The organism is Pseudomonas sp. LBUM1643, from assembly GCF_059716215.1.
Genome location: NZ_CP166813.1, coordinates 1,320,701 through 1,344,067, shown reverse-complemented (window position 1 = coordinate 1,344,067; position 23,367 = coordinate 1,320,701). Strand labels below are relative to the sequence as shown.

21 protein-coding genes and 1 tRNA gene are annotated in these 23,367 nt (G+C 58.4%); 13 read left to right on the top strand and 9 right to left on the bottom strand.

The window, feature by feature from the left end:
- Positions 1-51 precede the first annotated feature (51 nt).
- The 3 genes from ACA063_RS05950 (at position 52) to ACA063_RS05940 (ending at position 4,346) form a co-directional block, all read left to right on the top strand.
- Positions 52-128, top strand: a tRNA-Met gene (locus ACA063_RS05950).
- A 280-nt stretch (positions 129-408) separates the two neighbouring features.
- Positions 409-3,051 carry a bifunctional lysylphosphatidylglycerol flippase/synthetase MprF gene (gene mprF, locus ACA063_RS05945; RefSeq protein ID WP_497665127.1) on the top strand — a complete coding sequence of 881 codons (2,643 nt, stop codon included), beginning with the start codon at positions 409-411 and terminating at the stop codon, positions 3,049-3,051.
- Positions 3,051-4,346 (top strand): virulence factor family protein, encoded by a 1,296-nt coding sequence (locus ACA063_RS05940; protein ID WP_497665126.1) that lies wholly within the window; start codon positions 3,051-3,053, stop codon positions 4,344-4,346. Before mprF ends, ACA063_RS05940 begins: the two co-directional genes overlap by 1 nt.
- A gap of 272 nt (positions 4,347-4,618) precedes the next feature.
- Here ACA063_RS05940 and ACA063_RS05935 read toward each other — a convergent pair whose 3' ends face one another.
- Complete coding sequence (locus ACA063_RS05935) at positions 4,619-6,520, bottom strand: potassium transporter Kup (RefSeq protein ID WP_497665125.1); 1,902 nt, start codon at positions 6,518-6,520, stop codon at positions 4,619-4,621.
- A 288-nt stretch (positions 6,521-6,808) separates the two neighbouring features.
- Here ACA063_RS05935 and rimO point away from each other — a divergent pair, with 288 nt between their 5' ends.
- The 6 genes from rimO (at position 6,809) to tsaA (ending at position 12,046) form a co-directional block, all read left to right on the top strand.
- Positions 6,809-8,146, top strand: coding sequence for a 30S ribosomal protein S12 methylthiotransferase RimO (rimO, locus tag ACA063_RS05930; RefSeq protein ID WP_497665124.1), 1,338 nt, complete (start codon positions 6,809-6,811; stop codon positions 8,144-8,146).
- A 112-nt stretch (positions 8,147-8,258) separates the two neighbouring features.
- Positions 8,259-8,732, top strand: a complete 474-nt coding sequence (locus tag ACA063_RS05925) for an acetyltransferase (protein WP_497665123.1) — start codon at positions 8,259-8,261, stop codon at positions 8,730-8,732.
- A gap of 185 nt (positions 8,733-8,917) precedes the next feature.
- Positions 8,918-9,628 (top strand): rRNA pseudouridine synthase, encoded by a 711-nt coding sequence (locus tag ACA063_RS05920; protein WP_497665122.1) that lies wholly within the window; start codon positions 8,918-8,920, stop codon positions 9,626-9,628.
- A 76-nt stretch (positions 9,629-9,704) separates the two neighbouring features.
- Positions 9,705-10,175, top strand: a complete 471-nt coding sequence (locus tag ACA063_RS05915) for a YehS family protein (protein ID WP_059407867.1) — start codon at positions 9,705-9,707, stop codon at positions 10,173-10,175.
- A gap of 215 nt (positions 10,176-10,390) precedes the next feature.
- Positions 10,391-11,161 carry an SDR family oxidoreductase gene (locus ACA063_RS05910; protein WP_497665121.1) on the top strand — a complete coding sequence of 257 codons (771 nt, stop codon included), beginning with the start codon at positions 10,391-10,393 and terminating at the stop codon, positions 11,159-11,161.
- Positions 11,162-11,344: 183 nt separating this feature from the next.
- Positions 11,345-12,046: a tRNA (N6-threonylcarbamoyladenosine(37)-N6)-methyltransferase TrmO gene (tsaA, locus tag ACA063_RS05905; RefSeq protein ID WP_497665120.1), complete on the top strand. Its 702-nt coding sequence runs from the start codon at positions 11,345-11,347 to the stop codon at positions 12,044-12,046.
- A 157-nt stretch (positions 12,047-12,203) separates the two neighbouring features.
- Here tsaA and fpr read toward each other — a convergent pair whose 3' ends face one another.
- Positions 12,204-12,983, bottom strand: coding sequence for a ferredoxin-NADP reductase (gene fpr / locus ACA063_RS05900; RefSeq protein WP_008054100.1), 780 nt, complete (start codon positions 12,981-12,983; stop codon positions 12,204-12,206).
- 122 nt (positions 12,984-13,105) lie between these two features.
- On the opposite strand from fpr, the gene ACA063_RS05895 reads away from it, so the two are divergent.
- Entirely contained in the window at positions 13,106-14,032 is a 927-nt protein-coding gene (locus tag ACA063_RS05895) for a LysR family transcriptional regulator (protein ID WP_162439095.1), read from the top strand.
- Here ACA063_RS05895 and ACA063_RS05890 read toward each other — a convergent pair.
- The 3 genes from ACA063_RS05890 to ACA063_RS05880 form a co-directional block, all read right to left on the bottom strand.
- A complete protein-coding gene (locus tag ACA063_RS05890; protein WP_092272298.1) occupies positions 14,029-14,391 on the bottom strand; it encodes a diacylglycerol kinase in 363 nt (120 codons plus the stop codon). The genes ACA063_RS05895 and ACA063_RS05890 overlap by 4 nt on opposite strands.
- Positions 14,392-14,467: 76 nt before the next feature.
- Positions 14,468-15,118, bottom strand: a complete 651-nt coding sequence (erdR, locus tag ACA063_RS05885; protein ID WP_162439096.1) for a response regulator transcription factor ErdR — start codon at positions 15,116-15,118, stop codon at positions 14,468-14,470.
- 209 nt (positions 15,119-15,327) lie between these two features.
- Positions 15,328-16,071 carry a tRNA-uridine aminocarboxypropyltransferase gene (locus ACA063_RS05880; protein WP_497665119.1) on the bottom strand — a complete coding sequence of 248 codons (744 nt, stop codon included), beginning with the start codon at positions 16,069-16,071 and terminating at the stop codon, positions 15,328-15,330.
- A gap of 186 nt (positions 16,072-16,257) precedes the next feature.
- Here ACA063_RS05880 and ACA063_RS05875 point away from each other — a divergent pair, with 186 nt between their 5' ends.
- Positions 16,258-16,680 (top strand): PA3611 family quorum-sensing-regulated virulence factor, encoded by a 423-nt coding sequence (locus ACA063_RS05875; protein WP_194691214.1) that lies wholly within the window; start codon positions 16,258-16,260, stop codon positions 16,678-16,680.
- Here ACA063_RS05875 and ACA063_RS05870 read toward each other — a convergent pair whose 3' ends face one another.
- Entirely contained in the window at positions 16,681-16,875 is a 195-nt protein-coding gene (locus tag ACA063_RS05870) for a hypothetical protein (protein ID WP_162439099.1), read from the bottom strand.
- A gap of 366 nt (positions 16,876-17,241) precedes the next feature.
- Here ACA063_RS05870 and ACA063_RS05865 point away from each other — a divergent pair, with 366 nt between their 5' ends.
- Positions 17,242-18,360, top strand: coding sequence for an LOG family protein (locus ACA063_RS05865; protein ID WP_497665118.1), 1,119 nt, complete (start codon positions 17,242-17,244; stop codon positions 18,358-18,360).
- A gap of 42 nt (positions 18,361-18,402) precedes the next feature.
- Here the strand turns inward: ACA063_RS05865 and recX are convergent, their stop codons facing one another.
- The 3 genes from recX to ACA063_RS05850 all read right to left on the bottom strand — a co-directional run bounded on the left by recX (position 18,403) and on the right by ACA063_RS05850 (position 20,521).
- Positions 18,403-18,870: a recombination regulator RecX gene (gene recX / locus ACA063_RS05860; RefSeq protein ID WP_497665117.1), complete on the bottom strand. Its 468-nt coding sequence runs from the start codon at positions 18,868-18,870 to the stop codon at positions 18,403-18,405.
- 8 nt (positions 18,871-18,878) lie between these two features.
- Positions 18,879-19,931, bottom strand: a complete 1,053-nt coding sequence (gene recA, locus ACA063_RS05855; RefSeq protein ID WP_162439102.1) for a recombinase RecA — start codon at positions 19,929-19,931, stop codon at positions 18,879-18,881.
- Positions 19,932-20,014: 83 nt separating this feature from the next.
- On the bottom strand, positions 20,015-20,521 hold the full coding sequence (locus ACA063_RS05850; protein WP_497665116.1) for a CinA family protein: 507 nt from the start codon (positions 20,519-20,521) through the stop codon (positions 20,015-20,017).
- Positions 20,522-20,746: 225 nt separating this feature from the next.
- On the opposite strand from ACA063_RS05850, the gene mutS reads away from it, so the two are divergent.
- Positions 20,747-23,326 (top strand): DNA mismatch repair protein MutS, encoded by a 2,580-nt coding sequence (gene mutS / locus ACA063_RS05845; RefSeq protein WP_497665115.1) that lies wholly within the window; start codon positions 20,747-20,749, stop codon positions 23,324-23,326.
- Positions 23,327-23,367 lie beyond the last annotated feature (41 nt).

Sequence of the window (23,367 nt, the reverse complement as noted above, 5' to 3'; positions counted from 1 at the left end):
GGATTAACGGTTGACACCCCGGCGTATCTCTATAGAATGCCGCCACACAGACGCGGGATGGAGCAGTCTGGTAGCTCGTCGGGCTCATAACCCGAAGGTCGTCGGTTCAAATCCGGCTCCCGCAACCAAACATCAAAAAAGGCTACTCGAAAGAGTGGCCTTTTTTGTATCTGTTGAAAAAGTCCTTTCGCAACAATGATCTGTCATCGTGCAGGTGCGCCGTTAGTGGTCACTAACGTGCCGAGTTCAGACTAAGCTGATCCCAGGCAGCCCCCCCTCTTCGCCTGATGACGTGCCATCACCCGATGATGGTGAGAGGCGTTAATATTTGTGACTATTTTTTTCTACAGGGATTGGTAACTTGGCTGGATACCCCCATCCTGTCGCGCACAATCCAAGAGGTGATTGATGCGCGCCAACTCGTCTGATCCAAAAGACACCGTTACAGCAACACAACCGATCAAAGCAGAGCGTCTGCGCCTGCTGGATCTGGTCAGCAAATATCGCCAGCCTATCGGCCTGGCGGTGACGGTGCTGCTGTTCGCTATCGCGCTGATTGCCTGTCGCCATCTGTTGAGCGAACTCGACCTCTACGCCCTGCATGACTCGATCCTCGAAATACCGAAGCCCGCATTACTCGGTGCACTCGCAGCCACCGTGGTCGGCTTCATCATATTGCTGGGCTATGAGTGGTCGGCCAGTCGCTATGCCGGCGTGACACTGGCGCCTCGAATCCTGGCACTGGGCGGATTCACCGCGTTCGCGATCGGCAATGCGATCGGCTTGTCGATGCTCTCGGGTGGCTCGGTTCGATACCGTCTATATGCACGGCATGGCCTGGGGGCCTCGGAAGTCGCGCATATGACGCTGTTCGCCAGCCTCTCGCTAGGTTGCGCGCTGCCGCCACTTGCAGCGCTGGCGACGCTCAGCGACCTGCCAGCAGCCTCTGCGGCCCTTGGGCTGTCCGAGACGCTACTCGGTGGGGTTGCAGCCGCCGTGCTGCTGCTCTTTAGCGTATTGGCCATTGGCATCTACCGCCGTCGCCTGCCGGAACAACCTTATAAGGACAACCTGCTGGTCAGGGTTGGACGCCGCACGTTGCGCCTGCCTGGCCGTCGCCTGACGTTCCTGCAGTTGATCATCACTGCCCTGGACGTCGCAGCTGCCGCAACCGTGCTCTATTTGTTACTGCCCGAAGCCCCACCCTTCGGGGCGTTCTTGCTGGTCTACTTGTTGGCGCTAGCGGCCGGAGTGCTCAGCCATGTACCCGGCGGCGTCGGCGTATTCGAAGCGATCCTGCTGGCAGCCTTCGCCGATAAGCTCGGCGCCGCGCCGCTGGCGGCCGCACTTCTGCTCTATCGGTTGATTTACGTCATCCTTCCTTTGCTGGTGGCCTGCTTATTCCTGTTGATCAATGAAGGACAGCGTCTGTTCCAATCCCGTCAATCCCTGCGCGTCGCGTCCGGTTTGGCCGCCCCGATTCTGGCGGTACTGGTGTTCCTGTCGGGCGTGGTGCTGTTGTTCTCCGGTGTGACGCCTGAAATTGACACCCGCCTGGAGCACATTGGCTTTCTGATTCCTCATCGACTGGTCGACGCCTCACACTTCGGCGCCAGCCTGATTGGCGTGCTCTGCCTGTTGCTGGCCCAAGGCCTGCGCCGCCGTCTCTCTGCCGCGTGGATGCTCACGACCATCTTGTTGCTGGTGGGCGCCCTGCTCTCCCTGCTCAAAGGGTTCGACTGGGAAGAAGCCTGCCTGCTGACGCTGACCGCCAGCCTGCTGGGGGTTTTCCGTCGCTCGTTCTATCGCGCGAGCCGACTGACGGAATTACCGTTCTCGCCGCTGTACCTGGTCGCCAGCGTTTGCGTGCTCGCAGCGTCGATCTGGCTGCTGCTGTTTGCCTATCAGGACGTTCCCTACAGCCATCAACTGTGGTGGCAGTTCACCCTCGACGCCGACGCACCTCGGGGTCTGCGCTCGCTGCTCGGCGCCGCGGTGTTGCTGGTGGTTGTCTCCCTGACCTGGCTGCTGCGCACCGCGCGCCCGGTGATCCACCTGCCGACACAGGACGAACTGGACAGGGCCATAAAGATCCTCATGGCTTCCTCCCAGCCGGATGGTGGCCTCGCGCTGACCGGTGACAAAGCGTTGCTGTTCCATCCCGACGACCAGGCCTTTTTGATGTACGCCCGTCGTGGACGCAGCCTGGTGGCGTTGTACGACCCGATCGGACCAACCCAGCAACGGGCCGAGATGATCTGGCAGTTCCGTGACCTGTGCGACATCCATCACGCCCGCCCCGTGTTCTATCAAGTGCGCGCCGAGAACCTGCCGTACTACATGGACATCGGGCTGACCGCGATCAAGCTGGGCGAAGAAGCCCGGGTCGACCTGCATCGCTTTGACCTTGAAGCCAAGGGCAAAGAGATGAAGGACCTGCGTTACACCTGGAACCGAGGAACTCGCGACGGCCTGTCGCTGGAGATCTTCGAGCCTGGACAGGCGCCGATGGACGAGCTCAAGGTGATTTCCGATGCCTGGCTGACCGGCAAGAACGTGCGCGAGAAAGGCTTCTCCCTTGGCCGTTTCAGCGATGACTACATCAAGCATTTCCGCGTAGCCGTCATTCGTTTCGAAGGACGCCCGGTGGCGTTTGCCAACTTGCTCGAGACCTTCGGCCACGACCTGGCGAGCCTCGACCTGATGCGGTCGCACCCGGACGCCCCAAAGCTGACCATGGAATTCATGATGGTCGGTCTGATTCAACATTATAAAAATCATGGATACGCGCGCTTCAGCCTGGGCATGGTGCCGTTGTCGGGGTTGCAACCCCGTCGTGGCGCACCACTGACTCAGCGTCTGGGCTCGATGGTTTTCCGCCGTGGTGAGCAGCTCTACAACTTCCAAGGCTTACGCCGCTTCAAAGACAAATTCCAGCCTGACTGGGAACCCCGCTATATGGCCGTGCCCGCCGGACTCGATCCGCTGGTAGCCCTGGCCGACACTGCTGCCCTGATTGCGGGCGGCTTGACTGGATTGGTGAAACGCTGATGATTCAACGCTCCCTGCGGTATGTACTGGCCACACTGGTAGTGCTGGCCCTGATTCTCGGTGGTGGTTACTGGTACCTCAAACGCCCGGCACCGGCACCGACCCTCGAACGGCTGACACCGGCCGATGGCACCGTCATGACCCGTGTCATCCCTGGCACCACGCCGGCGGCTCAGGTGCTGGTGGCGGTGAACGACGACCAGAAACTCAGCGACCAACAACTGATGACCCTGAGCCGTTCTGGCTCGGCGCAGATTGTTCAAGTGATTTTGCCCAAGGAATGCCTGCTGCAAAGTCGCGCACTCCAAACGGGCCTGCGGGAATTGAAAGGCCCGGCGACCCTGGTCAGCGGCATTGGCCCCGGCGCCGTACTGGCGTGGCGCTGGCTGTCCGAGCAGAAGGATGACAACGCCCAGGCGGTGTCAGTCGACCTGGCGCTGGAAAAGCCCGGCTGCACCCACCTGCTGCCGAAAAGCGCCGCCCACGGCCACTGGCTGGTGGCCTGGAACGATAACCCGGACGACGCCAGCGCAGGCTTCGTGCGCGATCAACCCAACGCCGAAACCAGCATCAGCGACTACGACATCAACCTGCCGCAAGTGCTGAACAACGAACTTCGCAAAATCCTGGTTGGTGGCGACAAGGCCGCCGGTGGCTTGCAGATCCCGGTGGTTGAAGTACCGGCTGGCCAAGCCAAGGACACCGTCACCCTGTTCCTTTCCGGCGATGGCGGCTGGCGCGACCTCGACCGCGACGTAGCGGGCGAGATGGCCAAGATCGGCTATCCGGTAGTTGGCATCGATACCCTGCGCTACTACTGGCAGCACAAGAGCCCCGAGCAAAGTGCGCTGGATCTGGCCGAGCTGATGCAACACTACCGGCAGAAATGGGGCACCAAGCGCTTCATCCTGACCGGTTACTCCTTCGGCGCCGACGTACTGCCAGCGATCTACAACCGCCTGGAGCCATCAGAACAACAGCGCGTCGACGCAATCATCCTGCTGGCGTTCGCCCGCACTGGCAGCTTCGAAATCGAAGTCGAAGGCTGGCTGGGCAACGCCGGCAAAGAAGCCGCCACCGGCCCGGAAATGGCCAAGTTGCCACCGGAAAAAGTGGTGTGCATCTACGGTGAAGAGGAAACCGACGAAAGCGGCTGCACCGACAAAACAGCGGTGGGCGAAGCCATGAAGCTGCCCGGCGGCCACCACTTCGACGAGAACTACCCGAAACTGGCGCAGCGGCTGGTGGATATCATCGAGAAGCGCCAAGCCAAGGATGAGACGGCTCAGGAGTGATCTGAACGACGCTTTAAAAAGCCCTCGTTACCTCACGGTTGCGGGGGCTTTTTACATTGACCCACACCACACATCCCTTGTGGGAGCGAGCCTGCTCGCGATAGCGGACTGTCTGTCACATCAATGCTGGAACTGCATCCGTCATTGCGAGCACATCAAATCGGCGCACCGCCGCTCCCACGGCGTTCTTCGCGGGATCATTGATCAGACGCCAGACACAAAAAAGCCCCCGCGGCCTTCATGGCAACGGGGGCTTTTTGATGTTGCGTGGCTTACATCTCGACCTGCGTCCCCAATTCAATCACCCGATTCAGCGGCAGATTGAAGAAGCGCAAATTGCCGTTGGCGTTCTGCAACATGAAGGCGAACAGCGCCTCACGCCAGCGCGCCATGCCTTCAAGCTTGGAGGCGATGACGGTCTCGCGGCTGAGGAAATAGGTGGTGCGCATCGGGCTGAAGTCCAGATCATCGAGGTGACATAACTTCAGCGCTTGCGGCACGTCCGGCTCGTCGACGAAGCCAAAATGCAGGATCACCCGGAAGAACCCTTCGCCGTAGGAATCGACCTCAAAGCGCCGGGTCGGCGGCACCCGCGGGATGTCTTCGTACACCACAGTCAGCAACACCACTTGCTCGTGCAGGACCTGGTTATGCAACAGGTTGTGCAACAGCGCGTGTGGCACGGCGTCCGGCCGTGCGGTCAGGAACACGGCGGTGCCCTGCACGCGATGCGGTGGTTGAACGCGGATACTGCTGATGAAGATCGGCAGCGGCAATCCGCCTTCATCCAGCCGTTCGACCAGCAGTTGCTTGCCGCGCTTCCAGGTGGTCATCAGCACAAACAGCGCGATACCGGCAATGACCGGGAATGCACCGCCCTGTACGATTTTTGGCACGTTGGCGGCGAAGTACAGACCGTCCACCAAGAGGAAACCGAGCAACACCGGCACGGCGAGGATCGGTGGCCACTTCCACAAGAGCAGGATCACCGCCGACACCAGAATAGTGGTCATCAGCATCGTGCCCGTCACCGCTACACCGTAGGCCGAGGCCAGTGCACCCGAGGATTCGAACCCTAGCACCAGCAGAATCACGCCGACCATCAGCGCCCAGTTAACCGCGCCGATGTAGATCTGGCCTTGTTCGGCGCTGGAAGTATGCCGGATGTGCATGCGCGGAATGTAGCCGAGCTGGATCGCCTGACGAGTCAAGGAGAACGCACCGGAAATCACCGCCTGCGAGGCGATTACCGTGGCCAGGGTCGACAACCCCACCAACGGAATCAACGCCCAGCTCGGGGCCAACAGGTAGAACGGGTTGCGTGCAGCTTCGGGATCACCGAGCAGCAACGCACCCTGGCCGAAGTAGTTCAGCACCAGCGCCGGCAGCACCAGGATGAACCAGGCACGGGCAATCGGCTTGCGGCCAAAGTGGCCCATGTCGGCGTACAGCGCTTCGGCACCGGTCAACGCCAGCACCACCGCACCGAGGATCGCCACACCCATGCCCGGGTGAACGATGAAGAAGCGCACGCCCCATACAGGGTTCATCGCCTTCAAGACTTCCGGGTGTTGCATGATGCCGTAGACACCGAGCGCCCCGAGCACCACAAACCAGGTCACCATGATCGGCCCGAAAAGAATGCCGATCCGCGCAGTGCCATGACTCTGAATCAGGAACAGCGCCACCAGCACGATCAGCGACAGCGGCACCACCCAATGGTCGATGCCATCGAATGCCAACCCCAGGCCTTCAATCGCGGAAAGGACCGAAATAGCCGGTGTGATCATGCTGTCACCGTAGAACAGCGCTGCACCGATCAGCCCGCACACCACCAGCAAGCCTCGCAGCTTCGGGTGCCCCGCCGCTGCTCGCCGGGCCAGCGCCGTCAAGGCCATGATCCCGCCTTCGCCCTGGTTGTCGGCGCGCAAGACAAACATCATGTATTTGATCGAGACGACCCAGATCAGGGACCAGAAGATCAACGCCAGGATGCCCAACACACCGTCATGGTTGACCGGTACGCCATAGCCACCGGAAAACACTTCTTTGAGGGTATACAGCGGGCTCGTGCCGATATCGCCATAAACCACCCCGACTGCCGCGACCAGCATGCCTATCGGCTTTGCTACCGAATGCTCGGCACCTGCCGCCTGACTACTTGCCTGACCCATCCACCACTCCTACTACCCAGACTGGGCTTCTTTGGAAGAAGCACTATGCTTTGCCACGCAGCATGCGCTGTTTTACTTACGGTTACAGACGTTTTATTGACTATAAAAATTCGGTAAAGCGTAACGGCGCGAAGCATAGCGCAGCACTCGTCGTATTTCCCTGCATAAAGCTGGTCAACTGGACGACTGATCGCTAGAATTGCGCACTTTTTGATCAGAGGCACACGAAGTGCCCGTCAGTCGCCTTGCCGTTCCCGGCTGGAGGCGTCACAAATACCGAGGTTAGACATGTCCACCACTCCTGCGCCGGCCAATCCAAAGGTTGGCTTCGTATCCCTGGGTTGCCCCAAAGCACTGGTCGATTCCGAGCGCATCCTTACCCAGCTGCGCATGGAAGGTTATGACGTTGTGTCCACTTATCAGGACGCCGACGTCGTGGTGGTCAACACCTGCGGTTTCATCGACTCGGCCAAGGCTGAATCCCTGGAAGTGATCGGTGAAGCGATCAAGGAAAACGGCAAGGTCATCGTGACCGGCTGCATGGGTGTCGAAGAAGGCGCCATCCGCAACGTGCACCCGAGCGTGCTGGCCGTCACCGGTCCGCAGCAGTACGAGCAAGTGGTCAACGCCGTGCACGACGCCGTGCCACCGCGCCAGGATCACAACCCGCTGATCGACCTGGTGCCACCTCAAGGCATCAAGCTGACCCCGCGCCACTACGCCTACCTGAAGATTTCCGAAGGCTGCAACCACAGCTGCAGCTTCTGCATCATCCCGTCGATGCGCGGCAAACTGGTCAGCCGGCCGGTGGGTGATGTGCTTGATGAGGCCCAGCGCCTGGTCAAGGCCGGCGTCAAAGAGCTGTTGGTGATCTCCCAGGACACCAGTGCCTACGGCGTCGACGTGAAGTACCGCACCGGTTTCTGGAACGGCGCGCCGGTCAAGACCCGCATGACCGAACTGTGCGAAGCCTTGAGCAGCCTCGGTGTCTGGGTGCGCTTGCACTACGTTTACCCTTACCCGCACGTGGACGAGCTGATCCCCTTGATGGCGGCCGGGAAAATCCTGCCGTACCTGGATATCCCGTTCCAGCACGCCAGCCCGAAAGTCCTGAAAGCCATGAAACGCCCGGCCTTCGAAGACAAGACCCTGGCGCGCATCAAGAACTGGCGCGAGATCTGCCCGGACCTGATCATCCGTTCGACCTTCATCGTCGGCTTCCCTGGCGAAACCGAGGAAGACTTCCAATACCTGCTGAACTGGCTGACCGAAGCCCAGCTCGATCGCGTTGGCTGCTTCCAGTACTCGCCGGTCGAAGGTGCACCGGCCAACTTGCTGGACGCGGCGATCGTGCCGGACGACGTCAAGCAAGACCGTTGGGACCGCTTCATGGCCCACCAGCAGGCCATCAGCTCGGCTCGCCTGCAAATGCGCGTTGGCCGTGAAATCGAAGTGCTGGTCGATGAAGTCGACGAGCAAGGCGCCGTGGGTCGCTGCTTCTTCGACGCCCCGGAAATCGACGGTAACGTGTTCATCGACAACGGCAGCAACCTCAAGCCGGGCGACAAGGTCTGGTGCAAAGTGACCGACGCCGACGAGTACGACTTGTGGGCTGAACAGATCTAAACGCAAAAAATATGAAAAGCCCTGCTTTCTTGACGAGATGCGGGGCTTTTTTACGTCTATCGTTTTGTAACGAAAGGATTCTTTTCATTCACTTCGCAAGGGGCATTGGGCCATGCGCCACCATTCGGTTATCCACACACCGAAACACAGTGATTACGAAGAACTCGTGCAAGTCTGGGAAGCCTCGGTGCGAGCGACCCATGACTTTCTCCCGGACAGTTACATTGAACTGCTGAAGAACCTGGTGCTGACCCGCTATCTGGATGCGGTCATGCTGATTTGCACCACGGACTCACGCCAACGCATCACCGGGTTCGCCGGAGTCGCGGCAGGCAAGATCGAGATGCTCTTCATCGACCCGGCGCATCGTGGCCAGGGTCTGGGGAAACAGCTGCTGCGTTATGCCATGGAACACCTGAATGCCGATGAACTGGACGTCAACGAACAGAATCCGCAGGCATTGGGGTTCTACTTCAAACAGGGCTTTGAGGTGATTGGTCGCTCCGAGCATGACGGCATGGGCCAGCCTTATCCCTTGTTGCATATGCGGTTACGCCAGACGCAACAAATAACGCGAAATGGCTAACCAACATTGAACACTGTGGGAGCTGGCTTGTCGGCGATAGCATCAACTCGGCCCAACAGACAACCGTGTCGCTTGCATCGCCGGCAAACCAGCTCCCACATTAAAAGCACCTACAGCAAATGGAGCCGGGATTAACCGGCGCCCAGCAGGTACAATGCCCACCCCTTTTTTGTTACGGCCCTGTCATGACTGACCCGATTCGTCTCTCCAAACGCCTCATCGAACTCGTCGGCTGTTCCCGTCGGGAGGCTGAGCTGTTCATCGAGGGCGGCTGGGTCACCGTGGATGGCGAAGTGATTGACGAGCCGCAGTTCAAGGTCGACACCCAGAAAGTCGAGCTCGATCCAGAAGCCAAGGCCACCGCGCCGGAGCCGGTGACGATCCTGTTCAACGTTGCAGCGGGGATGGACGCGGAAACGGCCATGGCGACCATCAGCGCCGAAACCCTGAGCGAAGAACACCGCTTCAGCAAGCGGCCGCTCAAAGGTCACTTCCTGCGCCTGACCGCCAGTACCGATCTGCAGGCCAATGCCAGTGGTCTTCTGGTGTTCACCCAGGACTGGAAGATCCTGCGCAAGCTCACAGCGGACTCCGCCAAGATCGAGCAGGAGTATGTGGTCGAAGTTGAAGGCGAGATGGTCGCTCACGGCCTCAACCGCCTGAACCACGGCCTGACCTACAAGGGCAAGGAGCTGCCGGCGGTGAAAGCCAGCTGGCAGAACGAGAACCGCCTGCGTTTCGCCATGAAGAATCCACAGCCGGGCGTGATCGCCCTGTTCTGCCAGGCCGTCGGCCTGAAGGTCGTCGCCATTCGTCGAATCCGTATTGGCGGCGTGTCCATCGGCAAAGTGCCCGTGGGGCAATGGCGCTACCTGTCCGGCAAAGAGAAGTTCTAAGACTTTTCTCGCCGCCACACATTTTCGGCGCCGCTGTTTATGCGGCGCCCACTGCTGAATATCAGGATTGCACACCATGATTCACAACGACGTACTGCGCAGCGTGCGCTACATGCTCGACATCAGCGACAAGAAAGTCATCGAGATCATCAAGCTCGGCGGCATGGACGTGTCCCTGGAAGACCTGTTGACCTATCTCGATAAGAAAGAAGAGGACGAAGAAGGCTTCGTACGCTGCCCTGACGAGGTCATGGCGCACTTCCTCGACGGCCTGGTGATCTTCAAGCGCGGCAAGGACGAAAGCCGTCCACCGCAGCCGATCGAAGTGCCGGTCACCAATAACGTCATCCTGAAGAAACTGCGCGTGGCCTTCGAACTGAAGGAAGACGACATGCACGCCATCCTCAAGGCCGCCGAGTTCCCGGTGTCCAAGCCTGAGTTGAGCGCGCTGTTCCGCAAGTTCGGCCACACCAACTACCGTACCTGCGGTGACCAGTTGCTGCGCAATTTCCTCAAGGGCCTGACCCTGCGCGTTCGCCCGCAGTAATCAGTGGCAGCCTCTGTAGGAGCTGCCGCAGGCTGCGATCTTTTGACTTGCTTTTAAGATCCAGATCAAAAGATCGCAGCCTGCGGCAGCTCCTACAGAGGGCGGTGGCAGTTCAGGGCTTAGCTATATGCTCCCCCATTCCTCGCAAAAATAGTGGCTCCGCTTTCAACGGCTGACGACTAGGGTGTATTGACCCTCAGCTCTCAGGACTCGCCATGCATCCCTACTTTTCCCTGCAAGGCCGCACCGCTCTGGTGACCGGCGGCACCCGTGGTATCGGCAAAATGATCGCCAAGGCTTATGTCGAAGCGGGTGCGACGGTGTACGTCTGCGCACGGGATGCCGAGGCGTGCCTGCAGACCGCCGAGGAATTAAGTGCCTTCGGCCAATGCCATTGGATGGCAGCCAATCTGGCCACCGAAGAAGGTGTACTGCAGCTGGCGACGCGCCTGGGTGAGCAAATCACTCACCTCGATATTCTGGTGAACAACGCCGGCACCACATGGGGCGCACCGCTTGAGAGTTACCCGGTGAAGGGCTGGGAAAAGGTTATGCAGCTCAACGTGACCTCCGTGTTCAATTGCATTCAGCAGTTCCTGCCGCTGTTGAAAAAGGCCGGCTCAGCCGCGAACCCGGCGCGAATCATCAACATTGGCTCTGTCGCGGGGATCTCATCCTTTGGCGAGCAGGCCTATGCCTACGGCCCCAGTAAAGCGGCTTTGCATCAACTGTCGCGAATTCTGGCGCGTGAACTGGTCAGCCAGCACATAAACGTCAACGTCATCGCACCCGGACGCTTCCCGAGCAAGATGACGCAGCACATTGGCGATGACGAGCAGGCTCTGGCGCAAGATACGGCGTTGATTCCGATGAAGCGCTGGGGACGTGAGGAAGAGATGGCGGCGCTGGCCATCAGCCTGGCGAGTACTGCCGGTGCGTACATGACCGGGAATATTATCCCGCTGGATGGTGGCTTCAGTCTCTGAGATCGGCAGCGCGGCCATCGCGGGCGAGCCCGCTCCCACAGGTTTTGCGGGGTAAATGAATGTGTGTTCGCCGCTAAACACTGTGGGAGCATGGCTTGCCCGCGATGGCGGACTGACAGTCAGCACCGATCCTGAGGTCGATCGGGTTATCATGCCACCCCTCATCCCGCTTCGACCCTCATCATGACCTACAGCGTTTCTCCGATCGGCTTCGTGCGTTCCTGCTTCAAGGAAAAGTTCGCCATCCCGCGCCAGCCGCAACTGGCCCCGGCCGCTCGCGGCGTACTGGAACTGGTGGCGCCGTTCGATCAGGGGGACGCCGTGCAGGGACTGGAGCAGGTCAGCCACGTCTGGCTGCTGTTTCTGTTCCATCAGGCGCTGGAAGAAAAACCCAGGCTGAAAGTCCGCCCGCCCCGTCTTGGCGGCAACAAGTCCATGGGCGTGTTCGCCACCCGCGCGACGCATCGGCCCAATGGCATCGGTCAATCCGTGGTTAAACTCGACAAGGTCGAAGCCAATCGATTGTTCATCTCCGGCATCGACCTGCTGGACGGCACACCGATTCTCGATATCAAACCGTACGTACCCTACGCCGACATCATCGCCACAGCCTCCAACAGCATTGCCAGTGCCGCCCCCCGATTGATTCCCGTGCAGTGGACGGACTCGGCACTGCAACAGGCTCACGGGCATGCTCAGCGCCTGGAAGAGCCCTTGGTCCAGCTGGTTGAGCAATGTTTGGCGCAGGACCCACGGCCGGCGTATCAGACGCCTGTCCCTGAGCGGGAATACGGTGCGCAGTTCTGGGATGTGGATGTGCGGTGGCATTACCCCGAATCAGGCGTTATTCGCGTGCTTGAAGTGATCCCGGTTCCCAACCCGTAGGAGCTGCCGAAGGCTGCGATCTTTTGATCTTGCTCTTGTCGACGGAAGATCAAGGTCAAAAGATCGCAGCCTGCGGCAGCTCCTACAGGGGTTGCGTCGGGCATAAAAAAGCCCCCACTGCACAGGCAATGGGGGCTTTTTCAGTGATACGTGTTACTTACTTCTCGACGAACGCACGCTCGATCAGGTAGTCACCCGGCTCGCGCATCCGCGGCGAGACTTTCAGGCCGAAGCTGTTCAACACTTCGCTGGTCTCGTCGAGCATGCTCGGGCTGCCGCACAGCATGGCGCGGTCGTCCTGCGGGTTGATCGGTGGCAGGCCGATGTCGCTGAACAGCTTGCCGCTGCGCATCAGGTCAGTCAGACGACCTTCATTCTCGAACGGCTCACGGGTCACGGTTGGGTAGTAGATCAACTTGTCACGCAACGCATCGCCGAAGAACTCGTTCTGCGGCAAATGCTCCGTGATGAATTCGCGGTAAGCGACTTCGTTGACGTAACGCACGCCGTGGCACAGGATCACTTTTTCGAAACGCTCGTAAGTTTCAGGGTCCTGGATGACGCTCATGAAAGGCGCCAGACCGGTACCGGTGCTGAGCAGGTACAAGTGCTTGCCAGGTTTCAAGTCGTCCAGCACCAGCGTACCCGTAGGCTTCTTGCTGATGATGATCTCGTCGCCTTCCTTCAAGTGCTGCAACTGGGAAGTCAACGGACCATCAGGCACCTTGATGCTGAAAAACTCGAGATGCTCTTCCCAGTTCGGGCTGGCAATCGAGTAAGCGCGCATAAGCGGGCGGCCATTGGGCTGTTGCAGGCCGATCATCACGAACTGACCGTTCTCGAAGCGCAAGCCCGGATCGCGGGTGCACTTGAAGCTGAACAGAGTGTCGTTCCAGTGATGAACACTGAGGACACGCTCGTGGTTCATGTTGCTCATGTACGGGGGACTCCTGGAGATTTTGCCTGCGCCGATGATGTGCGCAATTGCATCGCATTCTAATCGCAGCGACAATATCTGTTAAATGGATTATTAAGATAAGGGTTATCGGTTATATCGATATGCGATTTACTCTCCGTCAACTTCAAGTATTCGTCGCTGTCGCCCAGCAGGAGAGCGTGTCCCGTGCTGCGGGCCTGCTCAACCTTTCGCAATCGGCGGCGAGCACCTCAATCACCGAGCTGGAGCGTCAATGCAGCTGCCAGCTGTTCGACCGTGCCGGCAAACGGCTGAGCCTCAATGCCCTGGGTAAACAGCTATTGCCCCAAGCGGTGGCACTGCTAGATCAGGCCAAAGAGATCGAAGACCTGCTTAATGGCAAATCCGGTTTTGGCTCACTGGCAGTCGGCGCGACACTCACCATCGGTAATTACCTGGCAACTTTGCTGATCGGCAGCTTCATGCAGCGCCATCCGGAAAGCCAGGTGAAGCTGCACGTGCAGAACACTGCCAATATCGTGCAACAAGTCGCTCACTATGAAATTGATCTGGGTCTAATCGAAGGCGACTGCAGCCATCCGGACATCGAAGTGCAAAGCTGGGTCGAGGATGAGTTGGTGGTGTTCTGCGCACCGCAGCATCCATTGGCCGTAAAAGGCACGGCGACCATGGAAGAACTGTCCCACGAGGCGTGGATTTTGCGCGAGCAAGGCTCTGGCACGCGCCTGACCTTTGACCAAGCCATGCGCCATCATCGCAGCGCTCTGAACATTCGCCTGGAGCTTGAGCACACGGAGGCGATCAAACGCGCTGTGGAATCCGGCTTGGGGATTGGCTGTATTTCGCGGCTGGCACTGCGCGATGCTTTCAGGCGTGGCAGCCTGGTACCGGTCGAGACGCCGGACCTGGACCTGGCGCGGCAGTTCTATTTCATCTGGCACAAACAGAAATACCAGACGTCAGCGATGCGCGAGTTTCTCGATCTGTGCCGCGCCTTCACCGCCGGGGTTCAGCGCAGCGACGAGATCGTCCTGCCCAACATCGCTTAAAGCAGAATGACAGCCCACACCAGAGCGATCATGGTCAACGCCACAAACTGAGCGGCGCTGCCCATGTCCTTGGCGTTCTTGGACAGCGGGTGCAATTCGAGAGAGATGCGATCGATGGCCGCTTCCACCGCGGAATTGAGCAGCTCGACAATCAATGCCAGCAGACACACGGCAATCAGCAGCGCCTGTTCGACACGGCTTACGTTCAAGAAGAACGACAAGGGGATGAGCACGACGTTGAGCAACACGAGCTGACGAAAAGCCGCCTCGCCAGTGAAGGCAGCGCGCAGGCCGTCCAGTGAATAGCCTGAAGCGTTAAGGATGCGTTTTAGGCCGGTCTGGCCTTTGAAAGGAGACATAAAGTAGTCAACTGAACCAAAAAGAAGTGGGAAAGCTAGATCAAGCGAAGTCAAAAAAGCGTGAACATGTCGTGCTTTAGTGACTCGAAATTGACTCAAGTTGTTGCAGGAGCAGCGCGGCCTGGGTCCTGGTCCGCACATTGAGCTTACGGAAGATGGCAGTGACATGAGCCTTGATGGTCGCTTCCGACACACTTAACTCGTACGCAATCTGCTTATTGAGCAACCCTTCACAGACCATCGTCAACACCCGGAACTGCTGGGGTGTCAGACTTGCCAGCCCTTCACTCGCGGCCTTGGCTTCATCAGAAACACTGACGGCTTCGAAGGCTTGAGGGGGCCAGAATACATCGCCATCCAACACAGCCTTCACGGCTTTTTGAATGACACTTAGGTCACTGGACTTCGGAATAAAACCGCTGGCGCCGAACTCACGGGACTTGACCATGATCGAGGCTTCTTCCTGGGCTGACACCATGACCACGGGAATCTGCGGGTACTGACCACGCAGCAGCACCAACCCGGAAAAACCATAGGCGCCGGGCATGTTCAGGTCCAGCAGCACCAGATCCCAGTCAGATTTTTCGTCCAGGCGGGTTTCCAGCTCGGCGATACTCGCCACTTCCACCAAACGGACATCCGGACCTAGGCCCAAGGTCAACGCTTGATGCAGCGCGCTACGAAAAAGAGGGTGATCGTCGGCAATCAGGATTTCGTATGTGGCCATTTTTCAAATGATCCTGTTTTTTCAAACAACTCAAGGTGCCGCCACGGAGCGGCACCAACAGGGCACGTTCAACACCAATAACGTGGTTCTTCACGTAAAAATACGGTGTATCAAACTTTGGCCGCGCCCTAATCGGCGCCAAGCATGCCCAGCGAAGACGGGGTGGTCAAGTTACATGGCCATCCCGGTCGTTGCAGTATGGGCGAAGCTCAGCACATCACCGGCGCAGTGCTCTGCACATAAGGCATGAGCTCGGCGTGGGCCGGTGTTGAAACGTTTATGTCCAGCTGATGTTTTGCATCAAGGTAATGCTGGCTGAACACGTCAAAATAAGCGTCCAGCGCTGACGCAGCATCGGTATCGCCCGCAAGATCCAGACACAGAGCCGCCACTTCGGCGGTGCATAAATGCTCACTGCGAGTGGAGCGGCGCAGCCGGTAACGGGAGAGCTTTTCCGGCAGCAGGCTAAGGATCGGCAGCCGATCGAAATACGGGCTCTTGCGGAAAATCTTCCTGGCTTCGGTCCAGGTGGCATCCAGCAAGATGAACAGCGGGCGTTTGGTGCTATCGACGTCGACACTGTTAGTCACGCGCTCGGGTTCGACGTACTCGCCGGGAAACACCAGATACGGCTGCCATTGCGGGTCAGATAACAAGGACAAAAGCTGCTGATCGACTTCGGTACGAGACCATATGAAAGCGTGGTTATCGCGTATCACGTCAGCGATCAGCCAGCCAGTGTTGCTTGGCTTGAAAACTTCCTTGTTGGTCATGATCAGGCACACGCCGGAGCGGGCGTCGACTTGCGGACGCCACGCGCACAGGCAGTGACTCTCTATGACACGACAGGCTCGGCAACGGGGCGCTCTCCAGCCACGCGCCTGAATCGGCTTGATACCCTCCTCCTCACGTTGGTCGCGCAAGCGGGCTACGGCGTTGGGGGCGTGATTCATCGTGGGTGACACCGGCAGACAGGAAAACTCGACACGAACGGCACTCGGGGTAATAAGTGCCGGCAGTTTATCAGAGCTGCCAGCACAAGCCTGTACCGTCCGGACCACCTCCCCTATAATTCGCGACCACTGAACGCACAGTCATGTGGCGGGTCGAAGCACCAGTCACTGAACCAGGAGAGTTTCATGCTGCGCCTTATCGTTCCCACCGCTGCCATTCTGCTAGCGTCGTCCTTCAGTGCTCAGGCTGCGTCTTTGAGTGAGCAGAATCTCAACCGAGAGCTGCGCAACGTTGCCGCTCAAAGCAGCGTCGGCACGCCACGGGCGATCAACGAAGATATTCTTGACCAGGGTTATACCGCTGAAGGCAATGTACTGATCAACCACTTGAGCGTGCAAAGCAGCCACGCCGAGAAGATGCGATCTGACCCGAAAGCGGTGTACTTCCAGCTGGGCGCCTCTGTCTGCCGGAATCCGGGATTCCGCAAGCTAATGGCCAAGGGGGCGGTCATGCGTTACGACTTTACCGAGGTGAAAACCAATCGCGCTGTGGGCTCCGCCAGCTTCCAGGAATCAGATTGCCCGAAAGCGACTCAGAAGAAAAAGTAATCAACGTGAGTTCTCGCGCCGCTGTTCATCCTCGGCGCGCAGCTCCGCTACCAGTGCCTGCAGATACCGCGACTGTCGCTCGGCTCCCGCAAGACGCCGGCAACACTCCTCCTCAAGACTCAAATGATTGGTCTCGGCTGATAATTTCAGCAATCGATACAGTTGCGTATCGATCTCCAGAATAACTCTGGCCATCGTGTGACGCCTCCCTGCCCTTCGCCGTTGATTGCGCGATAAATCCTTTGAACTGCCTATACCGTGCGTCGTGCCCTGGACGCAAAAGTCTGGTGACACCTCTGTCATTTAGTAAATCAGAGTAACGGACGCTCAGCTCACGTTCAGACGAGCGGTGAAATCACTTTGCATATCCTCAATAAGCGGTTGCCAGGAAAGACATTGCGGCGCAATGATCAATTCAGCGCAACTGATCGCGAGGGACTAGATTTAACGTATCCACCTTTATATTTGAGGGCCGAAAAGGAGCAGCCCGTTGTGCGTTTTGTTGCGAAGGTTTTTTTCATTCATCGAAAAAAACACAGCCTGTATGCAAGGAGAAGCTGAATGCCTTACCAACCGAATGACCTCCTTAGCCGTCATTTTGCAGAAGGCGGCCATGACCTCACTAGCAAGGTCGAAGAACAACTCAACCTGGTTTCACCCAACAGCCCGAACATACCGATTTACCGTGACATGATCCTCACCGTGCTGCGTATGGCTCAGGAAGATCACAATCGCTGGAATGCCAAAATAACCCTGCAAGCCCTGCGCGAACTGGAGCATGCCTTCCGAGTGCTTGAACCGTTCAAGGGTCGACGCAAAGTGACTGTGTACGGCTCTGCCCGAACGCCAATCGAACACCCTCTTTATGGCCTGGCTCGAGAACTCGGTGCTGCATTGGCGCGCTCGGACATGATGGTGATCACAGGTGCTGGCGGGGGCATCATGGCGGCAGCCCACGAAGGTGCCGGTCTGGAACATAGCCTGGGATTCAATATCACCCTGCCTTTCGAACAGCACGCCAACCCCACGGTACAAGGCACAGCCAATCTGCTGTCCTTCCATTTCTTCTTCACCCGCAAGCTGTTCTTCGTCAAGGAAGCCAATGCACTGGTTCTTTGTCCTGGAGGATTCGGCACGCTGGACGAGGCGCTGGAAGTGCTGACGCTGATTCAGACCGGTAAAAGCCCGCTGGTGCCCGTGATACTGCTGGATACGCCAGGTGGCAAGTTCTGGCAAGGTGCACTGGATTTCATTCACCACCAGTTGGAGGAAAATCGCTACATCCTGCCCACGGACATGAAGCTGGTGAGCCTGGTTTACAGCGCTGAAGAGGCGGTGGAGCAGATCAACCAGTTCTACAGCAACTTCCACTCCAGCCGCTGGCTCAAGCACCAGTTCGTTATTCGCATGAATCATAAACTCAGCGATCAGGCCCTTGAGCACATGCAGGAGGCATTTGCCGACCTGTGCCTGAGCGACCATTTCCATCAGCATGTTTACAGTGGCGAAGAACACGACGAAGAACAGTTCAGCCATCTGGCGAGACTGGCCTTTACCTTCAACGCACGTGATCACGGACGTCTGCGGGAACTGGTGGATTACATCAACCTGCCAGAAAACTGGGCCCAGACAAAACCGCAGGCGCATCAGCGCGCGCGTGAGCCTTCCAAGGTGATATGAGACAAAAAAATGGCCCGTTATCGAAATAACGGGCCATTTTGTTTAATCGTCCATTGCTCGACCGCTGAACAACCGGCCGATCATTTCCATGGAATATCCGCGATAACTCAGGAACCTGCCCTGTTTGGCACGTTCTCGAGCATCAATCGGCAAATGTCCGGAGAACTTGCGTCGCCAAGTGTCTTCCAGTTGTGCCTGCCAGCTGATACCGCTCTCGCGTATAGCGAGTTCGATATCATTACGTTGCAAGCCGCGCTGGCTCAACTCTTCTCGAATACGCAAAGGGCCGTATCCAGATCGAGCTCGGTAGGAAACGAAACTTTCGAGGTAACGGGCTTCGGACAACAACCCCTCTTCCGTCAACCGGTCAAGTGCGATGTCGATCATTTCAGGGAGAGCGCCGCGCTGACGCAGTTTACGCGTCAGCTCGACTCGACCGTGCTCGCGTCGCGCGAGCAGGTCCATTGCAGTTCGCCGCACCGCGACGAGTGTATCGAGTACGGCGGTCATCAGATCATTCAGATATCAGCGTCTGCCAGGTCATCAGCAGTCTCTTTGACTGGCGATGCTTTAACGTCTGGCGCTGGAGTCAGCAACTTGTCACGCAGTTGCTTCTCAAGCGTCGCGGCGATGTCCGGATTATCTGCCAGGTACTTCGCCGAGTTGGCTTTACCCTGGCCGATCTTGGTGCCGTTGTAGGCATACCAGGCACCGGATTTTTCAACAAAACCGTGTAGAACGCCCAGGTCAATCATCTCGCCATTGAGATAGATGCCTTTGCCGTAAAGAATCTGGAACTCGGCCTGACGGAACGGCGAGGCCACTTTGTTCTTCACAACTTTTACGCGGGTTTCGCTACCAACGACTTCGTCACCTTCTTTCACCGCGCCAGTACGACGGATGTCCAGTCGAACCGAAGCGTAGAACTTCAGCGCGTTACCACCGGTGGTGGTTTCCGGGCTGCCGAACATCACACCGATTTTCATACGGATCTGGTTGATGAAGATAACCAGGCAGTTGGCGTTTTTGATGTTGCCGGTGATTTTACGCAGCGCCTGGGACATCAAGCGGGCTTGCAGGCCCACGTGCATATCACCCATTTCACCTTCGATTTCAGCCTTTGGAACCAGCGCAGCCACGGAGTCGACGATAATCACGTCAACCGCGTTGGAACGCACCAGCATGTCGGTGATTTCCAAAGCTTGCTCACCGGTGTCCGGCTGGGAAACCAGCAGGTCATCGACGTTGACGCCCAGTTTGCCGGCGTACTCAGGGTCGAGGGCGTGTTCGGCGTCGACAAATGCGCAGGTCGCACCGGCTTTTTGAGCCTGGGCGATCACCGACAGTGTGAGCGTGGTTTTACCGGAGGATTCGGGACCGTAGATCTCAACGATACGACCTTTTGGCAGACCGCCAATGCCGAGCGCGATGTCCAGACCCAGAGAGCCAGTGGAGATAGCCGGGATCGCCTGACGGTCCTGATCGCCCATACGCATTACGGCACCCTTGCCGAATTGACGTTCGATCTGACCCAGGGCCGCAGCCAAGGCTTTCTTCTTGTTGTCGTCCATTAAAGTCCTCACGTAATCAATAAGGCCTGACGGCCAACACCTGTATAAGTAGACAGTATTATTCCACAGGGATTCAGGATCGCCTACCCCTGATTTGAGATTTCTAAAGCAGCGTGACGCAGCAGCCCCTCTAGCGCGGCCTTCACCGTTTGTCGGCGGACCTCGTCACGATTCCCGGCGAAGTACTGAACCTCGCTGAATGACTGCTCTCCGACGCCCCAGGCCAGCCAAACCGTGCCGACCGGCTTGCTCGGGGACCCGCCGTCGGGACCCGCCACACCACTGACCGCCACCGCAAAACGTGCCCGGCTTTTAGCCTGGGCGCCTTTTACCATGGCTTCGACCACCTCGCGACTGACCGCTCCGACGGTCGAAAACAGCTCGTCAGGGACATCCAGCTGCTCGGTTTTCTGACGGTTGGAATATGTGACATAGCCGGCCTCAAACCACGCCGAGCTCCCCGGGATCCGGGTGATTGCCTCCGCAATCCCGCCCCCGGTACAGGATTCGGCGGTAGTGACGTGGGCATTGAGAACCTGCAAGCGTCTGCCGAGTTCAGCGGCGAGCTGGGTGATTTCTTTCACGGTCATCTCCTGATCGGGCGGAATGAGAACCACCGTACACGAGCAAATTGCGCTTGCAAGGCACAGCATCAATCAAAATGTGAGGCAGAAGAAAACAGCCTTAATGCGTCCCCCGGCTTTCATGCCTGCGTCGAGCGGACCGCACATGGTAACCTTGCGCCCATCGCGGAAAAGCCGGGCCTACGTCCCTCCTTTGCCCTACACCTTTCAACGAATTTGCCTAACTATCCGATGAATAAAGCGCTCTCCGATCTGTCCTCCCACACGCCGATGATGCAGCAGTACTGGCGCCTGAAGAACCAGCACCCCGACCAGCTGATGTTCTACCGCATGGGCGACTTCTACGAGATCTTTTATGAAGACGCGAAGAAGGCCGCCAAGCTGCTGGACATCACGCTGACAGCCCGTGGGCAGTCCGCTGGGCAGGCTATTCCGATGTGTGGAATTCCTTACCACGCGGCAGAAGGCTATTTGGCGAAACTGGTGAAACTCGGCGAGTCGGTGGTGATTTGCGAGCAAGTCGGCGACCCGGCTACCAGCAAAGGCCCCGTCGATCGGCAAGTGGTGCGCATCATCACGCCGGGTACGGTCAGTGACGAGGCACTGCTGGATGAGCGCCGCGACAACCTGATTGCCGCGGTACTGGGTGACGAACGTTTGTTTGGCCTGGCGGTACTGGACATCACCAGCGGCAATTTCACGGTGCTGGAAATCAAAGGCTGGGAAAACCTGCTGGCTGAACTGGAGCGAGTGAATCCGGTAGAGCTGATGATCCCGGATGACTGGCCAAGGGATCTGCCTGCGGAGAAGCGTCGCGGGGTTCGTCGCCGTGCACCGTGGGATTTCGAACGTGACTCGGCGCTGAAAAGTTTGTGCCAGCAGTTCTCCACCCAGGACCTGAAAGGCTTCGGCTGCGAGAACCTGACCCTGGCGATCGGTGCTGCCGGGTGCCTGTTGAGCTACGCCAAGGAAACCCAGCGCACGGCCTTGCCTCATTTACGTAGCCTGCGTCACGAACGACTTGACGACACCGTGGTGCTGGATGGCGCAAGCCGTCGCAACCTGGAGCTGGACACCAACCTGGCGGGTGGTCGCGACAACACTTTGCAGTCGGTGGTGGACCGCTGCCAGACCGCCATGGGCAGCCGCCTGCTGACTCGCTGGCTGAACCGCCCGCTGCGCGATCTGACCGTATTGCTGGCGCGCCAGACTTCGATCACCTGCCTGCTCGACGGCTACCGTTTTGAAAAGCTGCAACCGCAGCTCAAGGAAATCGGCGACATAGAGCGGATTCTGGCACGTATCGGACTGCGCAATGCCCGTCCTCGAGACCTTGCCCGCCTGCGGGACGCACTCGGTGCCTTGCCTGAACTGCAAGTGGCGATGACCGAGCTCGAAGCGCCACACATCATTCAATTGGCCAACACCACCAGCACCTATCCGGAACTGGCGGCATTGCTGGAAAAAGCCATTATCGACAACCCGCCGGCGGTCATCCGTGATGGTGGCGTGTTGAAAACAGGCTACGACAGTGAACTCGATGACTTGCAATCGCTCAGCGAGAACGCCGGACAGTTCCTGATTGATCTCGAAGCACGCGAGAAAGCCCGCACGGGACTGTCGCACCTGAAGGTCGGCTACAACCGCATTCATGGTTACTTCATCGAACTGCCGAGCAAGCAAGCCGAATCAGCCCCGGCAGATTACATTCGCCGCCAGACACTCAAGGGCGCCGAACGCTTCATCACCCCGGAACTGAAGGCGTTCGAAGACAAGGCGCTGTCAGCCAAAAGTCGCGCCTTGGCCCGCGAGAAGATGCTTTACGAAGCATTACTTGAAGACCTGATCGCACAACTCCCGCCTCTGCAAGACACTGCCGCCGCACTTGCCGAGCTGGATGTGCTGAGCAACCTCGCCGAGCGAGCGCTGAATCTGGACCTGAACTGCCCGCGCTTTGTCGAAGAGCCGTGCATGCGCATCAGCCAGGGCCGTCACCCGGTGGTCGAGCAGGTCCTGACCACGCCGTTCGTGGCCAATGACCTGAGCCTCGATGACAACACTCGCATGCTCGTGATCACTGGTCCGAACATGGGCGGTAAATCCACTTACATGCGCCAGACCGCGTTGATCGTGCTGCTTGCCCACATTGGCAGCTTTGTCCCGGCAGCCAGTTGCGAGTTGTCGCTGGTGGACCGCATCTTCACGCGTATCGGCTCCAGCGATGATCTCGCCGGCGGGCGTTCGACCTTCATGGTCGAAATGAGCGAAACCGCGAACATTCTGCATAACGCAACCGAGCGTAGCCTGGTACTGATGGACGAAGTTGGTCGCGGCACCAGCACGTTCGACGGTTTGTCCCTGGCGTGGGCGGCAGCTGAACGCCTGGCGTATCTGCGGGCTTATACCTTGTTTGCTACCCACTACTTTGAGCTGACGGTGTTACCCGAGGCCCAGCCATTGGTGGCGAACGTGCACCTCAATGCCACCGAGCACAACGAACGTATCGTGTTCCTGCACCACGTTCTGCCAGGTCCCGCCAGTCAGAGCTACGGCCTGGCTGTTGCGCAATTGGCTGGCGTGCCGAGCGAAGTCATTGTGCGTGCCCGCGAACACCTTGGCCGCCTGGAAGCGACCGCGCTGCCTCACGAAGTTCCAAAGCCAGCCAGAGGCAAACCGGCCGCGCCGCTACAGAGCGATATGTTCGCCAGTCTTCCGCACCCGGTGCTGGATGAACTCGCCAAAATCGATCTGGATGACCTGACACCCCGTAAAGCACTCGAAATGCTCTATGCACTAAAGACACGGATCTAACGCAGTTGCTTGCAAGCTGTTAGAATCTCGCGCGGTTTGGG

Coding starts and splice junctions, on each gene's coding strand:
- ACA063_RS05850 (WP_497665116.1), bottom strand. CDS start 20,521: ATGACCGTGAAAGAAATCACCCAGCTCGCCGCTGAACTCGGCAGACGC.
- recX (WP_497665117.1), bottom strand. CDS start 18,870: ATGACCGCCGTACTCGATACACTCGTCGCGGTGCGGCGAACTGCAATG.
- ACA063_RS05865 (WP_497665118.1), top strand. CDS start 17,242: ATGCCTTACCAACCGAATGACCTCCTTAGCCGTCATTTTGCAGAAGGC.
- recA (WP_162439102.1), bottom strand. CDS start 19,931: ATGGACGACAACAAGAAGAAAGCCTTGGCTGCGGCCCTGGGTCAGATC.
- mutS (WP_497665115.1), top strand. CDS start 20,747: ATGAATAAAGCGCTCTCCGATCTGTCCTCCCACACGCCGATGATGCAG.
- ACA063_RS05925 (WP_497665123.1), top strand. CDS start 8,259: ATGCGCCACCATTCGGTTATCCACACACCGAAACACAGTGATTACGAA.
- ACA063_RS05935 (WP_497665125.1), bottom strand. CDS start 6,520: ATGGGTCAGGCAAGTAGTCAGGCGGCAGGTGCCGAGCATTCGGTAGCA.
- ACA063_RS05940 (WP_497665126.1), top strand. CDS start 3,051: ATGATTCAACGCTCCCTGCGGTATGTACTGGCCACACTGGTAGTGCTG.
- ACA063_RS05880 (WP_497665119.1), bottom strand. CDS start 16,071: ATGAATCACGCCCCCAACGCCGTAGCCCGCTTGCGCGACCAACGTGAG.
- fpr (WP_008054100.1), bottom strand. CDS start 12,983: ATGAGCAACATGAACCACGAGCGTGTCCTCAGTGTTCATCACTGGAAC.
- ACA063_RS05870 (WP_162439099.1), bottom strand. CDS start 16,875: ATGGCCAGAGTTATTCTGGAGATCGATACGCAACTGTATCGATTGCTG.
- ACA063_RS05915 (WP_059407867.1), top strand. CDS start 9,705: ATGATTCACAACGACGTACTGCGCAGCGTGCGCTACATGCTCGACATC.
- ACA063_RS05895 (WP_162439095.1), top strand. CDS start 13,106: ATGCGATTTACTCTCCGTCAACTTCAAGTATTCGTCGCTGTCGCCCAG.
- ACA063_RS05910 (WP_497665121.1), top strand. CDS start 10,391: ATGCATCCCTACTTTTCCCTGCAAGGCCGCACCGCTCTGGTGACCGGC.
- rimO (WP_497665124.1), top strand. CDS start 6,809: ATGTCCACCACTCCTGCGCCGGCCAATCCAAAGGTTGGCTTCGTATCC.
- ACA063_RS05920 (WP_497665122.1), top strand. CDS start 8,918: ATGACTGACCCGATTCGTCTCTCCAAACGCCTCATCGAACTCGTCGGC.
- ACA063_RS05875 (WP_194691214.1), top strand. CDS start 16,258: ATGCTGCGCCTTATCGTTCCCACCGCTGCCATTCTGCTAGCGTCGTCC.
- ACA063_RS05890 (WP_092272298.1), bottom strand. CDS start 14,391: ATGTCTCCTTTCAAAGGCCAGACCGGCCTAAAACGCATCCTTAACGCT.
- erdR (WP_162439096.1), bottom strand. CDS start 15,118: ATGGCCACATACGAAATCCTGATTGCCGACGATCACCCTCTTTTTCGT.
- tsaA (WP_497665120.1), top strand. CDS start 11,345: ATGACCTACAGCGTTTCTCCGATCGGCTTCGTGCGTTCCTGCTTCAAG.
- mprF (WP_497665127.1), top strand. CDS start 409: ATGCGCGCCAACTCGTCTGATCCAAAAGACACCGTTACAGCAACACAA.